This window comes from Pseudomonas kurunegalensis, from assembly GCF_030291635.1.
Classification (GTDB): Bacteria; Pseudomonadota; Gammaproteobacteria; order Pseudomonadales; family Pseudomonadaceae; genus Aquipseudomonas; species Aquipseudomonas monteilii.
This window is the reverse complement of sequence record NZ_CP127871.1, coordinates 4,730,276-4,751,048: the sequence shown is the minus strand read 5'-3', so window position 1 is coordinate 4,751,048 and position 20,773 is coordinate 4,730,276. Positions and strand designations below refer to the sequence as shown.

Genomic DNA, 20,773 nt, shown 5'->3' with positions numbered 1-20,773 from the left:
GAAGGGGCCGGCACAGGCAACAGAAAAACAACAATTAAAGGCAGAGGCCATGGACCACCCCGCACCCCGAATCCTTATTGTCGAAGACGACCAGCGCTTGGCCGAGCTCACCGCCGAGTACTTGCAGTCCAATGGCTACGAGGTCAGCGTCGAGGGCGACGGCGCCCGCGCCGCACGGCGCATCGTCGACAGCCAGCCCGACTTGGTCATCCTTGACCTCATGCTGCCCGGCGAGGACGGCCTGAGCATCTGCCGGCGTGTACGCAGCCAGTACCCCGGCCCGATCCTGATGCTCACTGCCCGCAGCGACGAACTCGACCAGGTCCAGGGCCTGGACCTGGGGGCCGACGACTATGTTTGCAAGCCGGTACGCCCACGCCTGCTGCTGGCGCGTATCCAGGCCCTGCTGCGCCGCAGCGAAACCGTGGACAACAAGCGCCAGGAGCTGGCCTTCGGCGCGCTGCGTATCGACAACCGCCTGCGCGAGGCGCGCCTGGGGGAACAGCTGGTCGACCTGACCGGCGCCGAGTTCGATTTGCTCTGGCTGCTGGCCAGCAACGCCGGCCGGGTGCTGACCCGCGAGCAGATCTTCACCGCGCTGCGTGGCGTGGGCTACGATGGCCAGGACCGTTCCATCGACATCCGCATTTCAAAAATTCGCCCCAAGATCGGCGATGATCCACTCCAGCCTCGCTTGATCAAGACCCTGCGCAGCAAGGGTTACCTGTTTGTCGGCGAGGCGCCATGAACAACTCGATCTTCCTGCGTATCTACGGCGGCATGCTGGCCGTGCTGGTGCTGGTGGCCCTGCTTGGCATACTCAGCCTGCATCTGGTCAACGAAGTGCGCGCCGCCCAGCACCGCGAAGGCCTGGCCCAGGGCACCTTCAGCCTGATGGCCGACAACCTCGCACAGCAGAATGACACCGAACGCAAACGCTCGCTGCTGATCTGGGAGCGCCTGCTGGGTGTGCCGCTGGCGTTGCAGCCCATGACTGCGCGCACCCTCGACGGCGGCCAGCGGGCGCGGCTGTACCGTGGCCTGGTGGTGGTCGAAAAGAGCGGCCCGCATGCGGCACAAGTGCTACGCAAGGTCGGCCAAGAGGACCTGATGCTGGTCGCGCAGATCAAACAGATCAGCGAACAGCTGGCGCGGGCCACCCTGTACCTGCTGGCCGATGAGCTGGTGCGCTACCCGGTCACCGAACAGCAGCAGCGGTTGGCTCAGATCAAGCAGGAGAAGGGCTTCGGCTTTGGTGTCGCCCTGCAGCGCATCGAGCGGGTAAGCCTGGACGATGACCAGCGGCGCCGGGTCGAGGAGGGCGACACCGTGATGGCGCTGGGCAGGGATGGCGACTCGATCCGTGTGTTTGCCGGGCTGTCAGGTTCGCCCTGGGTGCTGGAAATCGGCCCGTTGTACCAGCTCAACCCGTATCCGCCGCAGTTGCTGATATTGATCGCCTTCCTTGGCCTGTGCCTGATCGGCCTGGTGGTCTACCTGCTGGTACGCCAGCTGGAGCGCCGTGTGTCGGGCCTGGAGGTTGCCGCCACACGCATCGCCCAGGGCAGCCTGGACACCCGTGTGCCCGCTGGCGACGCCGACTCGGTCGGGCGCCTGGCCGCTGCCTTCAACGGCATGGCCGAGCACTTGCAGCGCTCGTTGACCATGCAGCGTGAGCTGGTGCGGGCGGTGTCCCACGAGCTGCGCACGCCGGTTGCGCGCCTGCGTTTTGGCCTGGAGATGATTGAAAGCGCCACCACCGAACAGGCGCGGGCCAAGCACCTGGCGGGCATGGACGGGGATATCCAGGACCTCGACAAGCTGGTTGACGAGATGCTGACCTATGCCCGGCTGGAGCAGGGCGCGCCGGCCTTGAAGTTCCAGCGGGTAGACCTGGATGCCTTGCTCGACCGCGTGATCGAAGAGCTGGCACCGCTGCGTGCCGAGGTGCAGGTGGTGCGTGGCGACTGCCAGGGGGCGGATGCCGACGGCGCCTGGGTCGAGGCCGAGCCGCGTTACCTGCACCGGGCCTTGCAGAACCTGGTCGGCAACGCCATGCGCCATGCCGAGCGCGAAGTGCGGCTGAGCTACCAGCTGGGGCAGCAACGCTGCCGCATTGATGTGGAAGATGACGGCCCAGGTATACCCGAGGGCTTCTGGGACCGTATTTTCACCCCGTTCACCCGCCTCGACGACAGCCGTACACGGGCCTCGGGTGGGCATGGCCTGGGCCTGTCGATCGTGCGGCGGATCATCTACTGGCACGCAGGCCGGGCCACGGTGGGGCGCAGCGAGGCGCTAGGCGGCGCCTGCTTCAGCCTGAACTGGCCGCGCCAGCAGGCCCCTTTGTAAAGGTCAGGCGCTGACCAGGCTGAGCAGATGGCCGTCTTGCAGGCAGAACTGGCCCTGCAATTCTGCGCCGTGCCGCCATTGTGGCGACAGGTCGGTGAGCAGGCGCAGGCGCGCCAGGCCATCGGCGGACCATTCCAGCACCTCGGCGTGCTCGAAATAGAAGCGCTGGCGAGTGAGCGGGTAGAGGGTCTTGAACAGGCTTTCTTTCAGCGAGAAGGTCAGGGTGACCGTCAGGCCGAGCTGGCGAAGGTCCAGGCGTTCGAGTTCGGGCGGGGTAAGGATTTCGCCCATCAGCCGTTCGGCGCGTTCGTCATCCAGCAGGGACTCCTGATCCAGCCCCAGGCCTTGGCAGCTGCCCTGGGCCGCGACCACGGCGGCGGCCCAGCCTTTGCCATGGGTGATCGAACCGAGGATGCCTGCCGGCCAGATCGGTGAGCGGTCCTCGTGGGTGCCGGGCACGTAATTGCGGCCATCCAGGCGTTGCAGTGCAGCACGGGCGCATACGCGGCCGGCCAGGTACTCGGCCTGGCGCTTGGCCACCGAGCGTTGCAGGCTGGCACTGGGCACGATGCCGGCGCGCTGGAAGTCATCGGCGGCCAGGAGGGCGGGGTCAAAGGCGCAACTGACCAGCACTGCGCCGGGGAGCGGGCGGGGCAAGGGCCAGTGGTGCTGGAGCGGGGCGCAACAGGCGGGGAGTGTGTTCATGGGGCTTATTGTGCCTGCCCCGGCAACGGGCCGCAAAGCGGCCCCCGGCAATCGTTACTTGAACACTTTCTTGAAGAACGCCTGCATATCCGCCCAAGAGCTTTCATCCGCCGCCTTGTTATAGCCAATGTCCGGCCCGCCATGCTCGCCATGGCTCAACCGGTCGGCATCCGGGTTGGTAAACCCGTGCTTGGCCCCCTCAATACTGACGAACTCATAGTTGACCTTGGCCGCCTCCATTTCTGCCTTGAACGCATCCACCTGCTGTTGGGTGACCATGCTGTCCGCCGCCCCGTGCTCGACCAGGATATCGGCCCGCACCACGCCCGGTTTTGCCGGTGTCAGGGTAGCCAGCGCGCCATGGAAGCTCACCACACCGTCCAGCTTCTCGCCCCGGCGCGCGGCATCGAGCACCACCTTGCCGCCGAAGCAGTAACCGACAGCACCCAGTTGATGCTTGTTGGTATTCGGTTGCAGCTTCAACAGTTCAAGGCCGGCGTCGAAGCGTGCTGCCGCCGCTGCCGGGTCCTTCATGGCGGCAGCCATGAACGCCTGGGCGTCCTGCGGGTGCTCGGTGTGCTTGCCGTCGCCATACATGTCGATAGCCAGCGCGTTGTAGCCCAGCGCCGCCAGGTCGCGGGCGCGGCGCTTGGCGTAGTCGTTCAGCCCCCACCATTCATGCACCACGACAATGCCAGGGCGTTTGCCCTCGATGGCGTCGTCGTAGGCGTAATAGCCGACCAGGCGGTTGCCATCGGCGTCCTGGTAAGGGATTTCACGGGTTTGTACCGCCGCTTGGGCTAAGGCGGCGCTGCACATCAGGGTCAGGGCCAGCAGGGCACGCATGGTTACTACTCCTTGTCTTGCAGACAGTTCGTTCAGCCGGTGTTCAGCCAGGGTTCAGTCGCGGTTCAGGGTGCCCTGCTTACTCTAGCTTCCAGACCGAAACAGCGCACCCAACTGGAGTATCCAGCCATGAAAACCTTCAACACCCTGCTTGCCGCCATGGCCGTCTGCGCCGCTGGCATCACCACCGCCCAGGCCGCCGACGACAACTTCGCCAGCCTGACCTACGGCCAGACCAGCGACAAGGTTCGCAAGTCCGGCCTGCTGCAGCGCAACACCGACCACCTCAACGCCGATGGCATCATCGGCAAGGACGACACCTGGGGCGTGCGTTTGGGCAAGATCAATGACCAAGGCCGCTACTACATGACCTATGACAACGTCTCGGGCGACCACAGCGGCCTCAAGCTGCGCCAGGAAAACCTGCTGGGCAGCTACGACCTGTTCCTGCCGGTGGGCGATACCACCAAGCTGTTTGGCGGTGGCAGCCTGGGTGTGACCAAGCTGACCCAGGACTCGCCAGGTGCCAGCCGCGATACCGACTACGGTTATGCCTATGGCCTGCAGGCGGGTGTGATCCAGGACATCACCGACAAAGCCTCGGTCGAACTGGGCTACCGTTACCTGCGCACCAACGCCGCGACCGAAGTGGGCGAGCGTGGCGGGCCGAAGGACGGCACCCTGCGCCTGACCAGCAGCGCGCAGACTTACCTGGCTGCAAGCTACAAGTTCTGACGGGCGAGCCGCGTTATCCTGTACCGGCCCTTTCGCGGGCAAGCCCGCTCCCACAGGTACCGCACGGCTTTTGAAGCCTGTGTAGTACCTGTGGGAGCGGGCTTGCCCGCGAAAGGGCCGCTACAGGCAATACACATAAGGAGCTGCACATGAAACTGCTGGTGGTCGAGGACGAAGCCCTGCTTCGCCATCACCTCTACACCCGACTGGGCGAAAGCGGCCATGTGGTCGAGGCCGTCGCCGACGCCGAAGAGGCCCTGTACCAGGCCGGGCAATACCACTTCGACCTGGCCATCATCGACCTGGGCCTGCCCGGCATCAGTGGCCTGGAGCTGATCACGCGCCTGCGCAGCCAGGACAAGACCTTCCCCATCCTCATCCTCACCGCCCGTGGCAACTGGCAGGACAAGGTCGAGGGCCTGGCGGCCGGTGCTGACGACTACCTGGTCAAGCCGTTCCAGTTCGAAGAGCTGGAGGCTCGCCTGAATGCCCTGCTGCGCCGCTCCAGTGGTTTCACCCAGTCGACCATCGCCGCCGGCCCCCTGGTGCTCGACCTCAACCGCAAACAGGCCACCCTCGACGAACAGCCCCTGGCGCTGACGGCGTACGAATACCGCATTCTCGAATACCTCATGCGCCATCATCAGCAGGTAGTGGCCAAAGAACGCCTGATGGAGCAGCTGTACCCGGGGGACGAGGAGCGCGACCCCAATGTCATCGAGGTGCTGGTCGGCCGCCTGCGCCGCAAGCTTGAGGGCGAGCACGGCTTCAAACCCATCGACACCGTGCGCGGCCTGGGCTATCTGTTCACCGAGCGCTGCCGATGATCCGCTCCCTGCGGGTACGCCTGATGTTGGCCGCCGCCGTGCTGGCGCTGCTGTTCATGCTGGCGCTGCTGCCGGCCTTGCAGAAAGCCTTCAGCCTGGCCCTGCAGGAGTCGATCGAGCAGCGGTTGGCCTCGGATGTGACCACACTGATTTCCGCCGCGCGCATCGAGCATGGCCAACTGCAGATGCCGACGCTGCTGCCGGACGAGCGTTACAACCTGCCGTATACCGGCCTGCTGGGCTACATCTTCGACCGCGACGGCAACCTGGTCTGGCAGTCGCGGGCCACTGCCGACCGGCACATCAATTACAGCCCGCGCTACGATGGGCGGGGTAACGAGTTTGCCCGCATTCACCAGTCCGATGGCGAAGAATTCTTCGTTTACGACGTCGAGATCAAGCTGCTGGGCGGCCAGAGCGCCGCCTACAGCATTGTCGCCCTGCAGCCGGTGAGCGAATACAAGGCCACCCTCAATGGCCTGCGAGAAAAGCTCTACCTGGGCTTTGGTGCTGCCTTGCTGGCATTGATGGTGCTGTTATGGGCGGGCTTGACCTGGGGGCTGCGCTCGTTGCGGCGGCTCAGCCACGAGCTGGATGAGGTGGAATCGGGCGCACGCGAAGGCCTGAGCGGCGAGCACCCTCGCGAGTTGCTGCGCTTGACCCGTTCGCTCAACCGCCTGCTACGCAGTGAGCGCGAGCAACGCACACGCTATCGCGATTCACTGGATGACCTGGCCCACAGCCTGAAAACGCCGCTGGCGGTGTTGCAAGGTGTGGGCGAGAGCCTGCAGCAGCGCAGCGGCGAGCGCGAGCAGGCGCGGGTACTGCAAAGCCAGATCGAGCGCATGAGCCAGCAGATCGACTACCAGTTGCAACGCGCCAGCCTGCGCAAGAGCGGCCTGGTGCGCCACAGCGTGAGGCTGCTGCCGTTGCTCGACAGTTTGTGCAGCACGCTGGCCAAGGTTTACCGGGACAAACAGGTGAACGTGGCCCTGGAGGTGCCTGATGCGGCGCAGGTGCCGATGGAGCAGGGCGCCTTGCTGGAGATGCTCGGCAACCTGCTGGAAAACGCCTACCGGCTGAGCCTGGGCCAGGTGCGGGTAAGCCTGGAGCAGGCGCCCGGGCAGTTGACCTTGTGTATCGAGGACGATGGGCCGGGGGTGCCGGCCGATCAGCGTGAGCGCATCCTGGAGCGGGGGGAGCGGCTGGACAGCCAGCACCCGGGGCAGGGTATCGGGCTGGCGGTGGTCAAGGACATTGTCGACAGCTATGACGCCGTGTTGAGCCTTGGCGATTCCCCGTTGGGTGGCGCGGCGTTCAGGATCACCTTCAATTTGGAATGAACCGTCGCCTGTACTGGCCTCTTCGCGGGCTTGCCCGCTCCCACAGGTACTGCGCACGAGCTGAATGCAGTGCGGTCCCTGTGGGAGCGGGCGAGCCCGCGAAAGGGCCGGCATAGGAAAACTGCAATGGGCGGATTCCCGCCAACGCCCCTGTACAAATCCCGCCACCGGGCGGAAATCCGCCAGCCTTCCTCAGGCAAATCGCCCCGTCGTTGGGCATTTATCCCTAGCAAATACGGCCTTTGCACCCTTCATGGGCATTTTGGCACCACCCTTGCTATTGATCCCTTCAGAGGCCTGCCCAGGCAGCTCGAACACAACGACAAATCCCTCCGGGTGCAGGAGGGTTAGCGATTCAGGTGCCCCATCACCCTGGGAAGGGTGGGCCGGCACACTTGAGGAAAATGAGCCATGACGACACGTCAGCCGCTGTACAAATCCCTGTATGTCCAGGTGTTGGTCGCCATCACCATCGGTATTCTGCTCGGCCACTACTACCCGGAAACGGGCGTCGCCCTCAAACCTTTGGGTGACGGCTTCGTCAAACTGATCAAGATGGTCATCGCCCCGATCATCTTCTGCACCGTGGTCAGCGGCATCGCCGGCATGCAGAGCATGAAGTCGGTCGGCAAGACCGGCGGCTACGCGCTGCTGTACTTTGAAATCGTCTCCACCATCGCCCTGATCATCGGCCTCGTCGTCGTCAACGTGGTCAAGCCAGGCGCTGGCATGCACATCGACGTCAGCACCCTGAACGCCAGCAGCGTGGCTGCCTACGCCGCCGCCGGCGCGCAGCAGACCACCGTCGGCTTCCTGCTCAACGTCATCCCCAACACCGTGGTCGGCGCCTTCGCCAACGGCGACATCCTGCAAGTGCTGATGTTCTCGGTGCTGTTCGGCTTCGCCTTGCACCGCCTGGGCAGCTATGGCAAGCCGGTGCTGGACATGATCGACCGCTTTGCCCATGTCATGTTCAACATCATCAACATGATCATGAAGCTGGCCCCGATCGGTGCCTTCGGCGCCATGGCCTTCACCATTGGCCAGTACGGCGTTGGCTCGCTGGTGCAACTGGGCTACCTGATGGCCTGCTTCTACATCACCTGCCTGCTGTTCGTGCTGGTGGTGCTGGGCGGTATCTGCCGCGCCCACGGCTTCAGCGTGCTCAAGCTGATCCGCTACATCCGTGAAGAGCTGCTGATCGTGCTGGGTACTTCCTCGTCGGAATCGGCACTGCCACGCATGTTGGCCAAGATGGAGCGCCTGGGTGCCAAGAAGTCGGTTGTCGGCCTGGTGATCCCGACCGGTTACTCGTTCAACCTGGATGGCACCTCGATCTACCTGACCATGGCCGCGGTGTTCATCGCCCAGGCCACCGACACCACCATGGACATCACTCACCAGATCACCCTGCTGCTGGTGTTGCTGGTGGCCTCCAAAGGTGCTGCCGGCGTTACCGGTTCGGGCTTCATCGTGCTGGCCGCCACCCTGTCGGCTGTTGGCCACTTGCCAGTTGCCGGCCTGGCGCTGATCCTCGGCATCGACCGCTTCATGTCTGAAGCCCGCGCCCTGACCAACCTGGTAGGTAACGCCGTTGCTACCGTGGTGGTTGCCAAGTGGGTCAAGGAAATGGACAACGACAAGCTCGCTTCCGAGCTGGCTTCCGGTGGTGCTCCGCTGGTCGATACCCGTCCTACCGATGACCTGGGCGTGGCCGAAGGCCCGGCTCGCTGATCGCGGGATGGTTGTCTAGTCCTGAAATAGGTTTACACCTGTTCAGGTAGGCCGATAGGCCTCAAAACGCCCGATGCACCGCATCGGGCGTTTTGTTTTTCAGGGCCATGTGGGGCCGCTCTGTGTTGTAGATTTGCACTGCCTCATCAACCATCTTCCTTGCCTGCTCCAGGTTTTCAGGGTTACTCAGCAGCAGTTCTGTTTTGAGGATTCCGTTAATGCGTTCGGCTAACGCGTTCTGGTAGCAGTCATATCCATCAGTCATCGAGCATTGGACTCCGTGCCGCGCATGCAGTGACTGGTACAGCGCCGAGCAATATTGGATGCCGCGGTCCGAGTGATGGACCAGTGGCTGGCGATGCCGCCGCTTGCGCAGAGCCTGTCTGAAGGCTTGCGCAACTGACTCGGCGTGCAGGCTTTCGTGTACGTGGTGACCAACAATTTTTCTGGAGTACGCATCCGTTACCAGGCTTAGGTACAACGGGCCGCTACTAGCTGGCAGGTAGGTAATGTCCGCGACCCAAACGTGCTCCGGCCCTGACGGGATAACCTGATTCGGGCCCGGTTTGAGTAGGTTCGGATGGCGGTAGAAGTGATGAAAGCTTTGTGTTGTCTTGTGATACGCCCGCTTGGGTAGCACCAGCAAGCGGCGCTCTCCCAAAACCTGAAATAGTCGGTCTCGACCAACCTGGACTCGCCTATCAGGCTGGCAATGCAGCAGATAGTGCAGCTTCCGTGTGCCTAGCCGTGGCTGACGCATCCGGATTTGTTGAACAACCTCGACAACCCGATCTGCCTGGCGATCTTTGCCATCAGCAGCTCGATTGCGCTTGTAGTAAGCCTGCCGGCTAATGCCTAGAAACTGACAAGCCCTGGCAATGCTCAGTCCTGCGACTTGACCTTGCGAGAGGACTTGCCGGATCGCTTTTTTACGACTGATACACCGTAGTCATTTTTCAGGACATCAACGACGGTCTCGAAGAACTGAGCCTTCTGGCTCATCAGCTCAAGCTGCTGCTCAAGCTCTTTGATCCGCTGCTCTGGAGTGAGCGTTTTAGGGTCGGACATCGCGCAGCTCCTCTCGGCCCGGATCGACGCCCCTTGGCTCCAATCCTGCCGACCATGCTTACGCAACCATACCAGAACCGTCGAGCGACCCTGGATGCCATACCGCACCTGAGCCTGCTTGTAGGTCAGCTCGCCTTTTTCGATCTGATCAACGACGGCCAATTTAAAAGACAGCGAGTAATCTCGCTGTGTGCGCTTTACACCTTGCTCCATCTAGCTCTCCGGAAAATCGGGATGAGAGGTGTAAACCTTATTCAGGACGGGACAGGTTAAATGAAAAAGGCGACCCTTGAGGTCGCCTTTTTCATGTTCGTGCCGCGCTCAGGCCAGCACCACTTCCAGCACCCGGATCACCTCCGGCTGCGGGTAATGCCACCTCACTTGCACATCCCAGAACTTCACCCCATACACCCGCTCGGGCGGTGGTATCTGATAGGCCGGTCGCGGGTCCTGGGCCAGGCATTGCTCGATCAGCTCTACCAGGGGCTCAGCCAGGCGTAGTGCATGCTCGCGGGCCTGTGGAAGGGCGTTTTCGCCCCACTGCACGGCAATCGCAGCGGGTGCTTCACTGGCCATCTGGTTGCTGGCGCCCGCGATGCTGTCGGCGTAGGGCACATAGGGCTTGATGTCCAGTACCGGCGTGCCATCGAGCAGGTCGATCCCGGACAGCAACAGGCGGCCAGGCTCTACCCCCTCCAGACGCACCACTGACTGGCCGATGCCGTTGGGCCTGTGGGTGGCGCGGGTGGCGAACACCCCCATGCTCTTGTTGCCGCCCAGGCGCGGTGGCCGCACTTTCAGGCGGGGTTTGTCTTCCAGGGCCTGGTGGAACAGGAACAGCAGCCAGACATGGCTGACCTGCTCCAGGCCTTCGACTGCATCACCCTGGTCGAACGGCGGCAGCAGTTCGAGCACGCCGCGCGCCGCAGGCGCCAGCTGCGGCTGGCGCGGGATGGCGAACTTCTCCTTGAAGCAGGAGCGCACAATACCGACCGGGGCAACCGTGTGCTGCATGGCCACTCAGCCGCGCACGCGCAGGGTCAGGCCCTTGAGGAAGTTGCGCAGCAGCTGGTCACCGCACGGGCGGTAGTTGTCGTGGCCGGCCTTGCGGAACAGCGCGCTGAGCTCCGGCTTGCTGACCGGGAAGTTGACCGACTTGAGGATCGCATGCAGGTCGTCTTCCTTGAGCTCGAAGGCCACCCGCAGCTTCTTGAGGATGAGGTTGTTGGTCACCGGCAGCTCGACCGGCTGCGGTGGGCGGCTGTCATCCTTGCCACGGCGGTGAATCACCAGGCCATCGAGGAAGTGCGCCATCACCCGTTCAGGGCAACGTACGAAACCTTCCTCTTCTTCTTTCTTCAGGTAGGTGGCCAGCACCAGAGGATGCACTTCGAGGCCGGAAAGCCCGATGATTTCGGCCATCTTGGCGTCGTTCACCTTGAGCATGTAGCGCAGGCTGCGCAGGACATCGTTGTGGTTCATTGCTGCAGAATCCTGTTCAGGTGCCACGCGTGTGCGTGGCGTATTGCTTAGAAACGTTCGGTAGTGGCCAGGTAGCGCCATTGGCCTAGCGGCAGTTTGCCCATCGATACGCCACCCAGGCGAATACGGCGCATGCTTACCAGCTCCAGGCGCAGGTAGGCGCACAGCTCGGAGATTTGCCCGGGCTGCGGGTTTTTCAGCACCATGCGCAGGTGGGTCTCGTTTTGCCAGCTGGCTTTGGTCTTGGGCAGTTCGCGATCATTGCGCGTGGCCCCGCGCGCCAGGCGTTCCAGCGCCTGAGGCGTGGTTTCGCCGCGTACTTCGACGATGAACTCCTGCTCCAGACGGCGCAGGTCGGCGTTGATTTTGCGCGTTACCCGCCAGTCCTGGGTGAATACCTGCAGGCCGGTGGCGCCGCGCTCCAGCGGCGCCACGCAGTCCTGCCGGGCAAAATGCCCGTGCAGGGCGCGCACGCCTTCGCGGTGAGCCTCGCTGAGGTTGCCCATGTTCATGCTGGCGCGGGCGGTTTCACTGTCGATACCGGCGGGTTGGTTCATCAGCAGGGTCACCGGTTCCAGCGTTTCGGCGCGGGCGCCTGGCAACAGCTCGACGCGCTGTTGCTCAACCTTGAACTGCGGCTGCTCGACGACCACGCCATCGACCGTCACCCAGCCGCCTTCGATATACAACTCGGCCTCGCGACGGGAGCAACCCAGCTGCTCGATAAGGCGTTTGGACAGGCGGACGGGTTCAGACATGACGGTAATTCGCAAAGGCAGGGAAAGACCCGCATTGTACCTGCCTGCGCGACAGAGGGGCTGGGAATCTGTGTCATTTACGCCGTTTTGCGCAGGCGCATGTGCAGCAGCGGGTAGGGCTGGTCCAGGCCGTCGGTTTCCGAACGGCCGAACACTTCGAAGCCCTCATGCAGGTAGAAGCCCAAGGCTTGCGGGTTCTGTTCATTGACGTCCAGGCGTTCGGCGTTCAGTTCGTCGATCGCGTAGTGCAGCAGGCGCTTGCCAACCCCTTGGCCACGGTAGTCAGGTGCGACGAAGAGCATGTCCACGCGCCCGTTGGCGACCCCGGCGAAGCCACAGATACGTTGCCGGTCCTTGCAGCAGACCAGCATCACCGCATCCAGGTAGCGGCGCAGCACGTGGTCGCGCAGCAGCAGGATATAGCCCTCTGGCAGGAAGTGATGGGTGGCGCGTACCGAGTCCTCCCACACCTGTACCAGCTCGCCGTAGTCGCTCAAGCGCGGCGTTTGCAACGTCAGTGGTGCAGGCATGCCGGTGGTCCTCCATGGCGATAGGGAAAACATAGCAGCCCAACCACCGGTCGGCTTGTCTGTGTAGCGCTTGAACGGCGGGGGGTAGAGGTCTATTAATTAAGCGTGGGAAAAAATCCCACGCAAAGAAAAACTAAAACTGACAACAAGACTTTTACTGATTTGGCGTTCTCGTGGCGACGACCTGGAGACGGACTATGCAAATCCACCTGCTGTTCAAGAAGGCCTTACTGGCGGTTGCCGTGGCTGGCGTGCTTTCGACGTCCATTGTTTTGATCCCTGACACGATTTCTCACGGCTCCAGCGCCTATGCCAAAGATGGTGGCGGTGGCGGTGGTGGTCACGGCGGCGGTGGAGGCGGCGGTCACGGTGGTGGTGGAAGTGGCGGTGGCGGCGGAGGCCACGGCGGCGGTGGGAGTGGTGGCGGTGGCGGTGGCGGAGGCCACGGCGGTGGAAGTGGTGGTGGCGGAAGTGGCGGTGGTGGCGGCGGCCACGGTGGTGGCAGCGGAAGTGGCGGTGGTGGCCATGGCAGTGGCGGAGATGGTGGCGGCCATGCCGGCAACAGTGGCAGCGGCCACGACGGTAATTCAAACGCTGGTCGCAGCAGCAACCATGCTGAAGCGGGTGACGATCATGGCAATCACGTGGGTGGTGAGCCCGGTGACGATCACGGCAATCACGTTGGCGGTGAGCCCGGTGACGATCATGGCAACCATGTTGGCGGTGAGCCCGGGGATGATCATGGTAATCATGTCGGCGGCGAGCCTGGCGATGATCACGGCAATCACGTGGGTGGTGAACCTGGTGACGATCGCGGCAACCATGTGGGTGGCGAACCGGGTGATGACAACAGCAGGAGCTGACAGGCGTTGATCAGCCCAACTTCTCCCCCTTCGATGTTAAGCGCACTGCGGCGTGTCATGCGTCCGCTGGTGCGCTTGATGTTGCGCAAGGGGGTGACCTACACGATGTTCGCCGACCTGCTCAAGGACGTGTTCGTCGACGTAGCCCACCGCGAGTTTCGCCTGGACGGCACCCCGCCCACCGACAGCCGTATCAGCCTGCTCACAGGCGTACACCGCAAGGACGTCCGGCGGATTCGCAGTGAAGGCGGCACGGCGCTCGCAGCCCTGCCGGCAAACATCACCCTGGGTGCACAGCTGGTCAATGTATGGACCACCAGCCCGCCGTTCTGCTCGGCACCTGGCCAGGCGCTGGCACTGCCGCGTTTGGCCAGTGTCGGCGGCGACTGTTCATTCGACGCCTTGGTGGCCAAGGTCAGCACCGATATCCGTGGCCGGGTTGTGCTGGATGAGTGGTTGCGCCTTGGCATCGTCCGGCTCGATGAGCAGGATTGTGTGCACCTGGAGGCCCAGGCATTCGTGCCGCAGACGGGTTTCGATGAAAAAGCCGCCTACTTTGGCCACAACCTGCATGACCATGCCTGCGCAGCGGTGCACAACCTCAGTGGCGAAGGCCAACCATTCTTTGAACGCAGTGTTCACTACGATGCCTTGAGCCTGGCCAGCGTCGAACACGTGCGTGAAGTGGTTTCCACGGATGGCATGCAGACACTGCTTGCTTTCAGCCAGCTTGCAGCAGAGCTGGAGGGTGCTGATGAACCCACTGTCGAGCAACGTCAGCGCATCACCGTAGGGCTTTATTTCTACACTGAAGCTACCCAACCCGATTTGTCGAAGACACCCGGCCCATGACTTCTCTTGCGCGCTGCCTCAGTGCCATCATGCTCGCCCTGGTTTTCGGGTTGAACCTGATGGCGCCTGCCGAGGTGGCCGCAGCGCCGGTGTGTGTCAGCCGTGATGAAGTGGGGATGGCCGGTGCCGCAGGCATGCAGTTTCCGGGAGGGACGGGCGGCACCGGTGTGCGCAGTGAAAACGGTGGCGTTGGCGGCACGGGCGCACCGCATCCGCAGCGCCCCGGTGGCACAGGCGGTACGGGTGCAGTGGCCGAGGGTGTGGACGGCACCTACTTCGATCACAGCAGTGGCGGTGTTGGCGGTACCGGTGCGCCAATCCTGCGCCCGGGCGGTACTGGTGGTACCGGCATTGTCGGCACCATCACCGGGTTTGCCTCGATCTGCGTCAATGGCATGGAAGTGCACTATGGCAAGGACGTACCGGTGAATCAGAACGGTGCACCGGCCAGCAGTACTCACCTGGCCATCGGGCAGGTTGTGGCGGTGGAGGCCATTGCCACCCAGCGCGGCCTGCAGGCTGGGCGTATCTCGATCCTCAACGCCTACGAAGGGCCGCTGACGGCGCTCCCCAGCGCTTCGGCCCCGCTGCGGGTGATGGGGCAACCGGTGCGCCTTGCCGCAGACGCGCGGGTGGCGGAAGGGCTGCGCCCGGGCGAGCCGGTCCGGGTCAGCGGTTTGCGCGATGCCAAGGGCGAAGTGGTGGCGACCCGTATCGAACGGGCGCCGGGGCTGCGAGAGGCCAGTGCCATTGGGGCGATTGATCGCCCTGGTAGCCTTCAAGGGCTGCAACTGGGTACCCGCGTAGCCCCGGCACGGGAAGTGCTGGTGCGCGGCCAGTGGACCGGGCGTCAGCTGGAAGTGGCGCAAGCCCGCCCTGACCCGAGCCTGCCGTTTGCTGGCCGTGTGCAGCAGGCGGTGGTCGAAGGGCTGGTGCAGCGTGCGCAGGCTCGGCAACTGGTGGTCGCAGGCATCAATGTGACGCTGGGGCAGGGCACCGTGATCGTTGGCAAGCCGGTGGCGGCGTTGGCGCTCGATCAGCGTGTGCGGGTGAGTGGTGTACTCAATGGCGCTCACGAACTGCGGGCAACGCGTGTGGAGTTCCAGGATGACCGCGCCGACAACCCGGACAGAGGCCATTCGGGGCATGGCAGCGAGCACGGCAGCAGTGATTCCGGCAGTTCCGGCAACAGTGGTCATGGCACACGCGAAGCGACCGCTGTTGGCAACGAAGGCCGTGAGGATCACAGCGGTGGCAGCGACATTGAAGACACCAGCGGGCACGGCAAGTCAGACAGCGTGGACAAGTCTGGCAAGACAGAGCATGTCGAAACGCTGGAGCAGCCTGAAAGCAGCAACAGCGGCCGTTCTGACCGGGTAGAGCGGGTCGAAGTCGAAAAGGTAGAAAAGGCCGAGAAGGTTGAGAAGGTCGAAAAAGTAGAGAAAGTTGAGAAGGTCGAAAAAGTAGACAAAGTCGAAAAGGTGGAGAAAGTCGAGAAGCCTGAAAAGGTCGAGAAGGTTGAAAAAGTCGAGAAGGTAGAGAAGGTCGAAAAGCCCGAAAAAGTAGAGAAAGTCGAAAAGGTGGAGAAAGTCGAAAAGCCTGAAAAGGTCGAGAAGGTTGAAAAAGTCGAGAAAGTCGAAAAGCCGGAGAAGATAGAGACCGCCGAAAAAGTCGAGCATCCGGAGCGTTCCGGGCGTTAGGCAACTAGGCTGGGTATGTCCGCTCACACTTCCCGACGGGATTCCGAGGTGCCGATGAGACCGACCCTCCCGCTCCTCGCCTGCCTGCTGTCATGCACCAGTGCATCAACCTTGGCTGACACCTTCAGCGCGGCCATCGGCATGGACTATTCAAGCGGCGACTATGGCACGGGCACCACGTCGGAAATCTGGTACGTGCCCGTGGTCGGCAAGTATGAAACCGGCCCCATGACCTACAAGGTCACCGTGCCCTGGTTACGCATCACCAACCCGGAAGTCGGCCCGAATGGTGACCCCTTGCCCGGCGGTTGCCGGGATGTGGAAAGCGGGCTGGGCGACACGGTTGCCAGCGCCGGGTACGCCCTGCTCGATGGCAGCGACGGCGGCCTGATGCTGGACCTGATCGGCAAGGTCAAATTCCCCACTGCCGATGAAGACCAGTGCCTGGGTACCGGCGAATACGACTACACCGCCCAGGTCGACATCACCAAGGGCTTTGGCCCGGTCACCGGCTTCGCGACACTGGGCTGGAAGAAGTTCGGCGACCCACCCGACAGCGACTTCGACGACCCGGTATTCGCCAGCCTCGGCTTTGCCATACCTGTGGCTACGGGCACGTCGGCGGGCGCGTCCTACGACTGGCGGCAGAAAGTGGTCTCGACAGGGTCGCAGATCAAGGAACTGACCTTGTTCCTGACCCACAAGCTCAACCCGCAATGGAAAGTGCAACTGTATGCGGTCAAAGGCTTTTCGGATGCCAGCCCGGATGCAGAGGGGGGCCTGATGCTGTTTCACACGTTCTGACAAAAAAGCCCCTGCGCCGGATTACCGGGGCAGGGGCTTTTCAGTGTTTCAGCCGCTTTAGACAGGCTCGGCCCACATGTCGTACTCGTCGGCATCCACCACACGGCAGCGCACTTTGTCGCCTGGCTTGAAGCCATGATCGCCGTCGATGAACACGCTGCCGTCGATTTCCGGGGCATCGAAGAAGCTGCGGCCAACCGAACCTTGCTCCTCGACTTCGTCGATCAGCACGTCGATTTCCTTGCCGATGCGCAGTTGCAGGCGGGCGGCGCTGATGGCCTGCTGGTGGGCCATGAAGCGGTCCCAGCGGTCCTGCTTGATGTCGTCCGGCACTTCTTCCAGGCCCAGGTCGTTGGCCGGTGCGCCTTCTACCGGCGAGTACTGGAAGCAGCCCACGCGGTCCAGCTGGGCTTCGGTCAGCCAGTCCAGCAGGTACTGGAAGTCTTCCTCGGTTTCGCCCGGGAAGCCGACGATGAAGGTGGAGCGGATCACCAGCTCGGGGCACTGTTCGCGCCAGTTCTTGATGCGCGCCAGGGTGCGGTCTTCGAAGGCCGGGCGCTTCATCGACTTGAGCACTTTCGGGCTGGCGTGCTGGAACGGGATGTCCAGGTACGGCAGGATCTTGCCGGCGGCCATCAGCGGGATCACGTCGTCGACGTTCGGGTACGGGTACACGTAGTGCAGGCGTACCCAGGCGCCCAGGCTGCTCAGTGCTTCGCACAATTCGAGCATGCGGGTCTTGACCGGGCGGCCGTTCCAGAAGTCGGTCTTGTACTTGACGTCGACGCCATAGGCGCTGGTGTCCTGGGAAATCACCAGGATCTCCTTCACCCCGGCCTTGACCAGGCGCTCGGCCTCGCTCAGCACTTCACCCACCGGGCGGCTGACCAGCTTGCCGCGCATCGACGGGATGATGCAGAAGCTGCAGCTGTGGTTACAGCCTTCGGAAATTTTCAGGTACGCGTAGTGGCGCGGGGTCAGCTTGACGCCCTGAGGCGGCACCAGGTCGATCAGCGGGTTGTGGTCCTGGCGTGGCGGTACCACTTCGTGCACGGCGTTGACCACCTGCTCGTACTGCTGCGGGCCGGTGACCGACAGCACGCTCGGGTGCACGTCACGGATGCTGCCTTCTTCGACACCCATGCAGCCGGTAACGATGACCTTGCCGTTTTCCTTGATCGCTTCGCCGATCACTTCCAGCGATTCTGCCTTGGCGCTGTCGATGAAGCCGCAGGTGTTGACCACCACCACGTCGGCGTCCTCGTAGGTGGGCACGACTTCATAGCCTTCCATGCGCAGTTGGGTCAGGATGCGCTCGGAATCGACCAGGGCTTTAGGGCAACCCAGGCTTACGAAACCTACCTTGGGGGTGGCGGGCGTGGTGGACATGACTAACCTCGGTATTGAATGCAGGTCGCCCGGCCGGAATCGGGGGCGATCTTGACGGGCGCTTTGGGCGCCTCTGATCAAAAAGTGCGCAATTCTAGCGAGCGTAACGTCGCTTGACCAGCAGAAATACGACGAACGCTGCGCTATGCAAGCCAACCGGACTGTGCACGACTGGTAAAACCTCGAAACACAGCCAGGTAATGCCCCCCTTGAACTGATGAGGGGCCGCTCGTCACCCTATAAAGCCTTTTCCGATAACTAGTGGGTCGATCGAGGAGGTCAAAAAGCGCGATGAGCACACCTACTAATGTACAGATCATCAATGGCGCCGACGGTCGTCCTGCCTTTGTCGTGTTGCCCTATGCCGATTACATCGCCAGCCGCCCGCAACCGGACTTGGTGCCCAACGAGGTGGTTGGCTATATGGTGAAGGACGGCATGACTGCCATTGCTGCCTGGCGCAGGCATCTTGACCTGACTCAGGCTGAAGTCGCCCAGCGCCTGGGGATCTCGCAGTCAGCCTATGCCCAGCAAGAAACAGCAGAGCGCCCGCGTAAGGCTACTCGCGAAAAGATTGCCGCTGCCTTGGGCATACCCATGCAGTGTCTGGACCTTTAGTTTTTGCCGCCATCTTGCTCTGACAAAGGCGGACCAGCAGAAAATCGACGAACGCTGCGCTATGCTTCGCGCCATTGCGTCCGGGGTGTCAGTGTTACTTCGGCGCAGGTGAGAATTCTACTGGCCTAAAAGGCCGTCTGCGGGAGTGGTCGATGGTTCAGGCAAGCAGTCACGCCGAGGGCGGGCACGAGGGGAAGCAGGGCGCGGCGCGGTCGCTGGGCCTGCTCGTGGCGGCGGTCGGGGTGGTTTATGGCGATATCGGCACCAGCCCGTTGTACACCCTGAAGGAAGTCTTCACCGGCGGTTACGGGGTGCCGGTCAACCACGATGGCGTGCTGGGGATCCTGTCGCTGATCCTGTGGTCGCTGTTGTGGGTGGTGTCGTTCAAGTACGTGATGTTCATCCTGCGTGCCGACAACCAGGGGGAGGGCGGCACCATGGCGCTGACTGCGCTGGCGCGGCGTGCCACGGCGGCCTACCCGCGGTTGCGTACGCTGATGGTGATCTGCGGCCTGATCGGCGCTTCGCTGTTCTATGGCGACAGCATGATCACCCCGGCGGTGTCGGTGCTGTCGGCGGTGGAGGGCATGGGCCTGGCGTTTGACGGTATCGACCATTGGGTGGTGCCGATTTCGCTGGTGGTGCTGGTGGCATTGTTCCTGGTGCAGAAGCACGGTACCGAGAAGATCGGCAAGCTGTTCGGCCCGATCATGGTCACCTGGTTCGTGGCGCTGGGCGCACTGGGCGTACATGGCATCTCGCAGAGCCCGGAAGTGCTCAAGGCCTTCAACCCGAGTTGGGCGATCAATTTCTTCGTGGTGCACCCCGGCATGGGCGTGGCCATTCTCGGCGCAGTGGTGCTGGCGTTGACCGGCGCCGAGGCGCTGTACGCCGACATGGGCCACTTTGGCCGCAAGCCGATCGCGCGGGCCTGGTTCATCCTGGTGCTGCCCGCGTTGGTGCTGAACTATTTCGGCCAGGGGGCACTGCTGCTGCAAAACCCGGACGCAGCCCGTAACCCGTTCTACCTGCTGGCGCCGGGCTGGGCGTTGCTGCCGTTGGTCGGGTTGGCGACCATGGCCACGGTAATTGCCTCGCAAGCGGTAATCTCGGGGGCGTTCTCCCTGACCCGCCAGGCCATCCAGCTGGGCTACATTCCACGCATGCAGATCCAGCACACCTCCAGCGACGAGCAGGGGCAGATCTACATTGGGGCGGTGAACTGGACGCTGATGGTCGGCGTGGTGCTGCTGGTGATCGGTTTCGAGTCGTCCGGCGCCCTGGCGGCGGCTTACGGGGTGGCGGTGACCGGCACTATGCTGATGACCACTATTCTGGTGTCGGCCGTCATGTTGCTGCTGTGGAAATGGCCCCCAGTGCTGGCGGTGCCGATTCTGGTGGGTTTCCTGTTCGTCGACGGGCTGTTCTTCGCCGCCAACGTGCCGAAAATTGTTCAGGGCGGTGCCTTCCCGGTGTTGGCGGGTGGTGTGCTGTACTTGCTGATGAGCACCTGGAAGCGCGGCAAGCAGATTCTGGTCGAACGCATCGACGAAGGCGCGCTGCCGCTGCAGCTGTTCATCAGCAGTATCCGTATTCAGCCGCCACATCGGGTCGAAGGCACGGCGGTGTTCCTCACCGCACGGGCCGACGCAGTGCCCCATGCGCTGTTGCACAACATGCTGCACAACCAGGTGCTGCACAGCCAGGTGGTACTGCTGACGGTCGTCAGTGAAGACCGGCCGCGCGTGCCGGAGCACGAACGTTTCGAGGTGGAGGCATACGGTGATGGGTTCTTCCGTGTGCTGCTGCACTTTGGCTTCATGGACGAACCGGACGTGCCGGCAGCATTGAAACTGTGCCACCTGGACGACCTGGATTTCACCCCGATGCGCACCACTTACTTCCTCAGCCGCGAGACGGTGATTGCTTCACGGCTGGAGGGGATGTCGCGCTGGCGGGGTAACCTGTTTGCGTTCCTGTTGAAGAATGCCAACGGTAACCTGCGCTTCTTCAACCTGCCGCTGAACCGGGTGATCGAGCTGGGGACCCAGGTCGAGATCTGATTGCCAAGGGGCTGCTTTGCAGCCCATCGCCGGCAAGCCAGGCTCCCACAGGGACCGCGCAATGCTGAAGGTCTGCGCAGTACATGTGGGAGCCTGGCTTGCCG

At 63.0% G+C, this 20,773-nt stretch carries 20 protein-coding genes; 12 read left to right on the top strand and 8 right to left on the bottom strand.

The features are described 5' to 3' along the window. The first annotated feature begins 49 nt into the window (after positions 1–49). Positions 50–748 carry a response regulator gene (locus QQ992_RS21685; RefSeq protein ID WP_286110966.1) on the top strand — a complete coding sequence of 233 codons (699 nt, stop codon included), beginning with the start codon at positions 50–52 and terminating at the stop codon, positions 746–748. Beyond that, a complete protein-coding gene (locus QQ992_RS21680; protein WP_286110965.1) occupies positions 745–2,352 on the top strand; it encodes an ATP-binding protein in 1,608 nt (535 codons plus the stop codon). The genes QQ992_RS21685 and QQ992_RS21680 overlap by 4 nt, the downstream gene beginning before the upstream one ends. 3 nt (positions 2,353–2,355) lie before the next feature. On the opposite strand, the gene QQ992_RS21675 is transcribed toward QQ992_RS21680, so the two are convergent. Further along, positions 2,356–3,057: a 4'-phosphopantetheinyl transferase family protein gene (locus QQ992_RS21675; protein WP_286110963.1), complete on the bottom strand. Its 702-nt coding sequence runs from the start codon at positions 3,055–3,057 to the stop codon at positions 2,356–2,358. Between the two features lie 54 nt (positions 3,058–3,111). Continuing rightward, entirely contained in the window at positions 3,112–3,903 is a 792-nt protein-coding gene (locus QQ992_RS21670; RefSeq protein ID WP_286110961.1) for a dienelactone hydrolase family protein, read from the bottom strand. A 129-nt stretch (positions 3,904–4,032) separates the two neighbouring features. Between QQ992_RS21670 and QQ992_RS21665 the strand changes: the two genes are divergently transcribed. From QQ992_RS21665 to QQ992_RS21650, 4 genes are all read left to right on the top strand, one after another. Further along, entirely contained in the window at positions 4,033–4,638 is a 606-nt protein-coding gene (locus QQ992_RS21665; RefSeq protein WP_016712024.1) for an outer membrane beta-barrel protein, read from the top strand. Positions 4,639–4,787: 149 nt separating this feature from the next. Further along, on the top strand, positions 4,788–5,465 hold the full coding sequence (locus QQ992_RS21660) for a response regulator (RefSeq protein WP_119369028.1): 678 nt from the start codon (positions 4,788–4,790) through the stop codon (positions 5,463–5,465). Further along, positions 5,462–6,808 carry an ATP-binding protein gene (locus tag QQ992_RS21655; protein WP_286110959.1) on the top strand — a complete coding sequence of 449 codons (1,347 nt, stop codon included), beginning with the start codon at positions 5,462–5,464 and terminating at the stop codon, positions 6,806–6,808. The genes QQ992_RS21660 and QQ992_RS21655 overlap by 4 nt, the downstream gene beginning before the upstream one ends. Positions 6,809–7,219: 411 nt before the next feature. Next, entirely contained in the window at positions 7,220–8,542 is a 1,323-nt protein-coding gene (locus QQ992_RS21650) for a dicarboxylate/amino acid:cation symporter (protein WP_019098118.1), read from the top strand. Between the two features lie 61 nt (positions 8,543–8,603). On the opposite strand, the gene QQ992_RS21645 is transcribed toward QQ992_RS21650, so the two are convergent. The 5 genes from QQ992_RS21645 to QQ992_RS21625 form a co-directional block, all read right to left on the bottom strand. Beyond that, positions 8,604–9,823 (bottom strand): IS3 family transposase gene (locus QQ992_RS21645; RefSeq protein ID WP_286110958.1). Its coding sequence is split into 2 segments (ribosomal slippage): positions 8,604–9,475 and positions 9,475–9,823, totalling 1,221 coding nucleotides; the frame shifts between segments, so codons are not numbered across the junction. Between the two features lie 108 nt (positions 9,824–9,931). Further along, positions 9,932–10,624 (bottom strand): tRNA (N6-threonylcarbamoyladenosine(37)-N6)-methyltransferase TrmO, encoded by a 693-nt coding sequence (gene tsaA, locus QQ992_RS21640; protein WP_286110957.1) that lies wholly within the window; start codon positions 10,622–10,624, stop codon positions 9,932–9,934. Positions 10,625–10,630: 6 nt separating this feature from the next. Next, positions 10,631–11,092 (bottom strand): YehS family protein, encoded by a 462-nt coding sequence (locus QQ992_RS21635; protein WP_019098116.1) that lies wholly within the window; start codon positions 11,090–11,092, stop codon positions 10,631–10,633. 47 nt (positions 11,093–11,139) lie between these two features. Continuing rightward, positions 11,140–11,850 carry an rRNA pseudouridine synthase gene (locus QQ992_RS21630; protein WP_105945502.1) on the bottom strand — a complete coding sequence of 237 codons (711 nt, stop codon included), beginning with the start codon at positions 11,848–11,850 and terminating at the stop codon, positions 11,140–11,142. 77 nt (positions 11,851–11,927) lie between these two features. Continuing rightward, positions 11,928–12,380, bottom strand: a complete 453-nt coding sequence (locus QQ992_RS21625; protein WP_286110956.1) for a GNAT family N-acetyltransferase — start codon at positions 12,378–12,380, stop codon at positions 11,928–11,930. 197 nt (positions 12,381–12,577) lie between these two features. On the opposite strand from QQ992_RS21625, the gene QQ992_RS21620 reads away from it, so the two are divergent. From QQ992_RS21620 to QQ992_RS21605, 4 genes are read left to right on the top strand one after another with little or no spacing between them, the layout of a single operon-like run. Beyond that, positions 12,578–13,243, top strand: a complete 666-nt coding sequence (locus QQ992_RS21620) for a hypothetical protein (RefSeq protein WP_433963095.1) — start codon at positions 12,578–12,580, stop codon at positions 13,241–13,243. A gap of 57 nt (positions 13,244–13,300) precedes the next feature. Further along, complete coding sequence (locus QQ992_RS21615) at positions 13,301–14,095, top strand: DUF6502 family protein (RefSeq protein WP_286110955.1); 795 nt, start codon at positions 13,301–13,303, stop codon at positions 14,093–14,095. After that, positions 14,092–15,795 carry a DUF5666 domain-containing protein gene (locus tag QQ992_RS21610; protein ID WP_286110954.1) on the top strand — a complete coding sequence of 568 codons (1,704 nt, stop codon included), beginning with the start codon at positions 14,092–14,094 and terminating at the stop codon, positions 15,793–15,795. The genes QQ992_RS21615 and QQ992_RS21610 overlap by 4 nt, the downstream gene beginning before the upstream one ends. 54 nt (positions 15,796–15,849) lie before the next feature. Next, entirely contained in the window at positions 15,850–16,599 is a 750-nt protein-coding gene (locus tag QQ992_RS21605; protein WP_105945499.1) for a hypothetical protein, read from the top strand. Between the two features lie 57 nt (positions 16,600–16,656). On the opposite strand, the gene rimO is transcribed toward QQ992_RS21605, so the two are convergent. After that, a complete protein-coding gene (rimO, locus tag QQ992_RS21600) occupies positions 16,657–17,988 on the bottom strand; it encodes a 30S ribosomal protein S12 methylthiotransferase RimO (protein WP_286110953.1) in 1,332 nt (443 codons plus the stop codon). Positions 17,989–18,279: 291 nt separating this feature from the next. Here rimO and QQ992_RS21595 point away from each other — a divergent pair, with 291 nt between their 5' ends. Both QQ992_RS21595 and QQ992_RS21590 read left to right on the top strand, forming a co-directional pair. After that, complete coding sequence (locus QQ992_RS21595) at positions 18,280–18,606, top strand: helix-turn-helix domain-containing protein (RefSeq protein ID WP_060498613.1); 327 nt, start codon at positions 18,280–18,282, stop codon at positions 18,604–18,606. A gap of 152 nt (positions 18,607–18,758) precedes the next feature. Next, a complete protein-coding gene (locus QQ992_RS21590) occupies positions 18,759–20,669 on the top strand; it encodes a potassium transporter Kup (RefSeq protein ID WP_286110952.1) in 1,911 nt (636 codons plus the stop codon). Positions 20,670–20,773 lie beyond the last annotated feature (104 nt).

What these genes read in the sequence shown, in the direction of transcription:
- QQ992_RS21685 (WP_286110966.1), top strand. Translation starts at nt 50, where the DNA reads ATGGACCACCCCGCACCCCGAATCCTTATTGTCGAAGACGACCAGCGC.
- QQ992_RS21680 (WP_286110965.1), top strand. Translation starts at nt 745, where the DNA reads ATGAACAACTCGATCTTCCTGCGTATCTACGGCGGCATGCTGGCCGTG.
- QQ992_RS21675 (WP_286110963.1), bottom strand. Translation starts at nt 3,057, where the DNA reads ATGAACACACTCCCCGCCTGTTGCGCCCCGCTCCAGCACCACTGGCCC.
- QQ992_RS21670 (WP_286110961.1), bottom strand. Translation starts at nt 3,903, where the DNA reads ATGCGTGCCCTGCTGGCCCTGACCCTGATGTGCAGCGCCGCCTTAGCC.
- QQ992_RS21665 (WP_016712024.1), top strand. Translation starts at nt 4,033, where the DNA reads ATGAAAACCTTCAACACCCTGCTTGCCGCCATGGCCGTCTGCGCCGCT.
- QQ992_RS21660 (WP_119369028.1), top strand. Translation starts at nt 4,788, where the DNA reads ATGAAACTGCTGGTGGTCGAGGACGAAGCCCTGCTTCGCCATCACCTC.
- QQ992_RS21655 (WP_286110959.1), top strand. Translation starts at nt 5,462, where the DNA reads ATGATCCGCTCCCTGCGGGTACGCCTGATGTTGGCCGCCGCCGTGCTG.
- QQ992_RS21650 (WP_019098118.1), top strand. Translation starts at nt 7,220, where the DNA reads ATGACGACACGTCAGCCGCTGTACAAATCCCTGTATGTCCAGGTGTTG.
- tsaA (WP_286110957.1), bottom strand. Translation starts at nt 10,624, where the DNA reads ATGCAGCACACGGTTGCCCCGGTCGGTATTGTGCGCTCCTGCTTCAAG.
- QQ992_RS21635 (WP_019098116.1), bottom strand. Translation starts at nt 11,092, where the DNA reads ATGAACCACAACGATGTCCTGCGCAGCCTGCGCTACATGCTCAAGGTG.
- QQ992_RS21630 (WP_105945502.1), bottom strand. Translation starts at nt 11,850, where the DNA reads ATGTCTGAACCCGTCCGCCTGTCCAAACGCCTTATCGAGCAGCTGGGT.
- QQ992_RS21625 (WP_286110956.1), bottom strand. Translation starts at nt 12,380, where the DNA reads ATGCCTGCACCACTGACGTTGCAAACGCCGCGCTTGAGCGACTACGGC.
- QQ992_RS21620 (WP_433963095.1), top strand. Translation starts at nt 12,578, where the DNA reads ATGCAAATCCACCTGCTGTTCAAGAAGGCCTTACTGGCGGTTGCCGTG.
- QQ992_RS21615 (WP_286110955.1), top strand. Translation starts at nt 13,301, where the DNA reads ATGCGTCCGCTGGTGCGCTTGATGTTGCGCAAGGGGGTGACCTACACG.
- QQ992_RS21610 (WP_286110954.1), top strand. Translation starts at nt 14,092, where the DNA reads ATGACTTCTCTTGCGCGCTGCCTCAGTGCCATCATGCTCGCCCTGGTT.
- QQ992_RS21605 (WP_105945499.1), top strand. Translation starts at nt 15,850, where the DNA reads ATGAGACCGACCCTCCCGCTCCTCGCCTGCCTGCTGTCATGCACCAGT.
- rimO (WP_286110953.1), bottom strand. Translation starts at nt 17,988, where the DNA reads ATGTCCACCACGCCCGCCACCCCCAAGGTAGGTTTCGTAAGCCTGGGT.
- QQ992_RS21595 (WP_060498613.1), top strand. Translation starts at nt 18,280, where the DNA reads ATGAGCACACCTACTAATGTACAGATCATCAATGGCGCCGACGGTCGT.
- QQ992_RS21590 (WP_286110952.1), top strand. Translation starts at nt 18,759, where the DNA reads ATGGTTCAGGCAAGCAGTCACGCCGAGGGCGGGCACGAGGGGAAGCAG.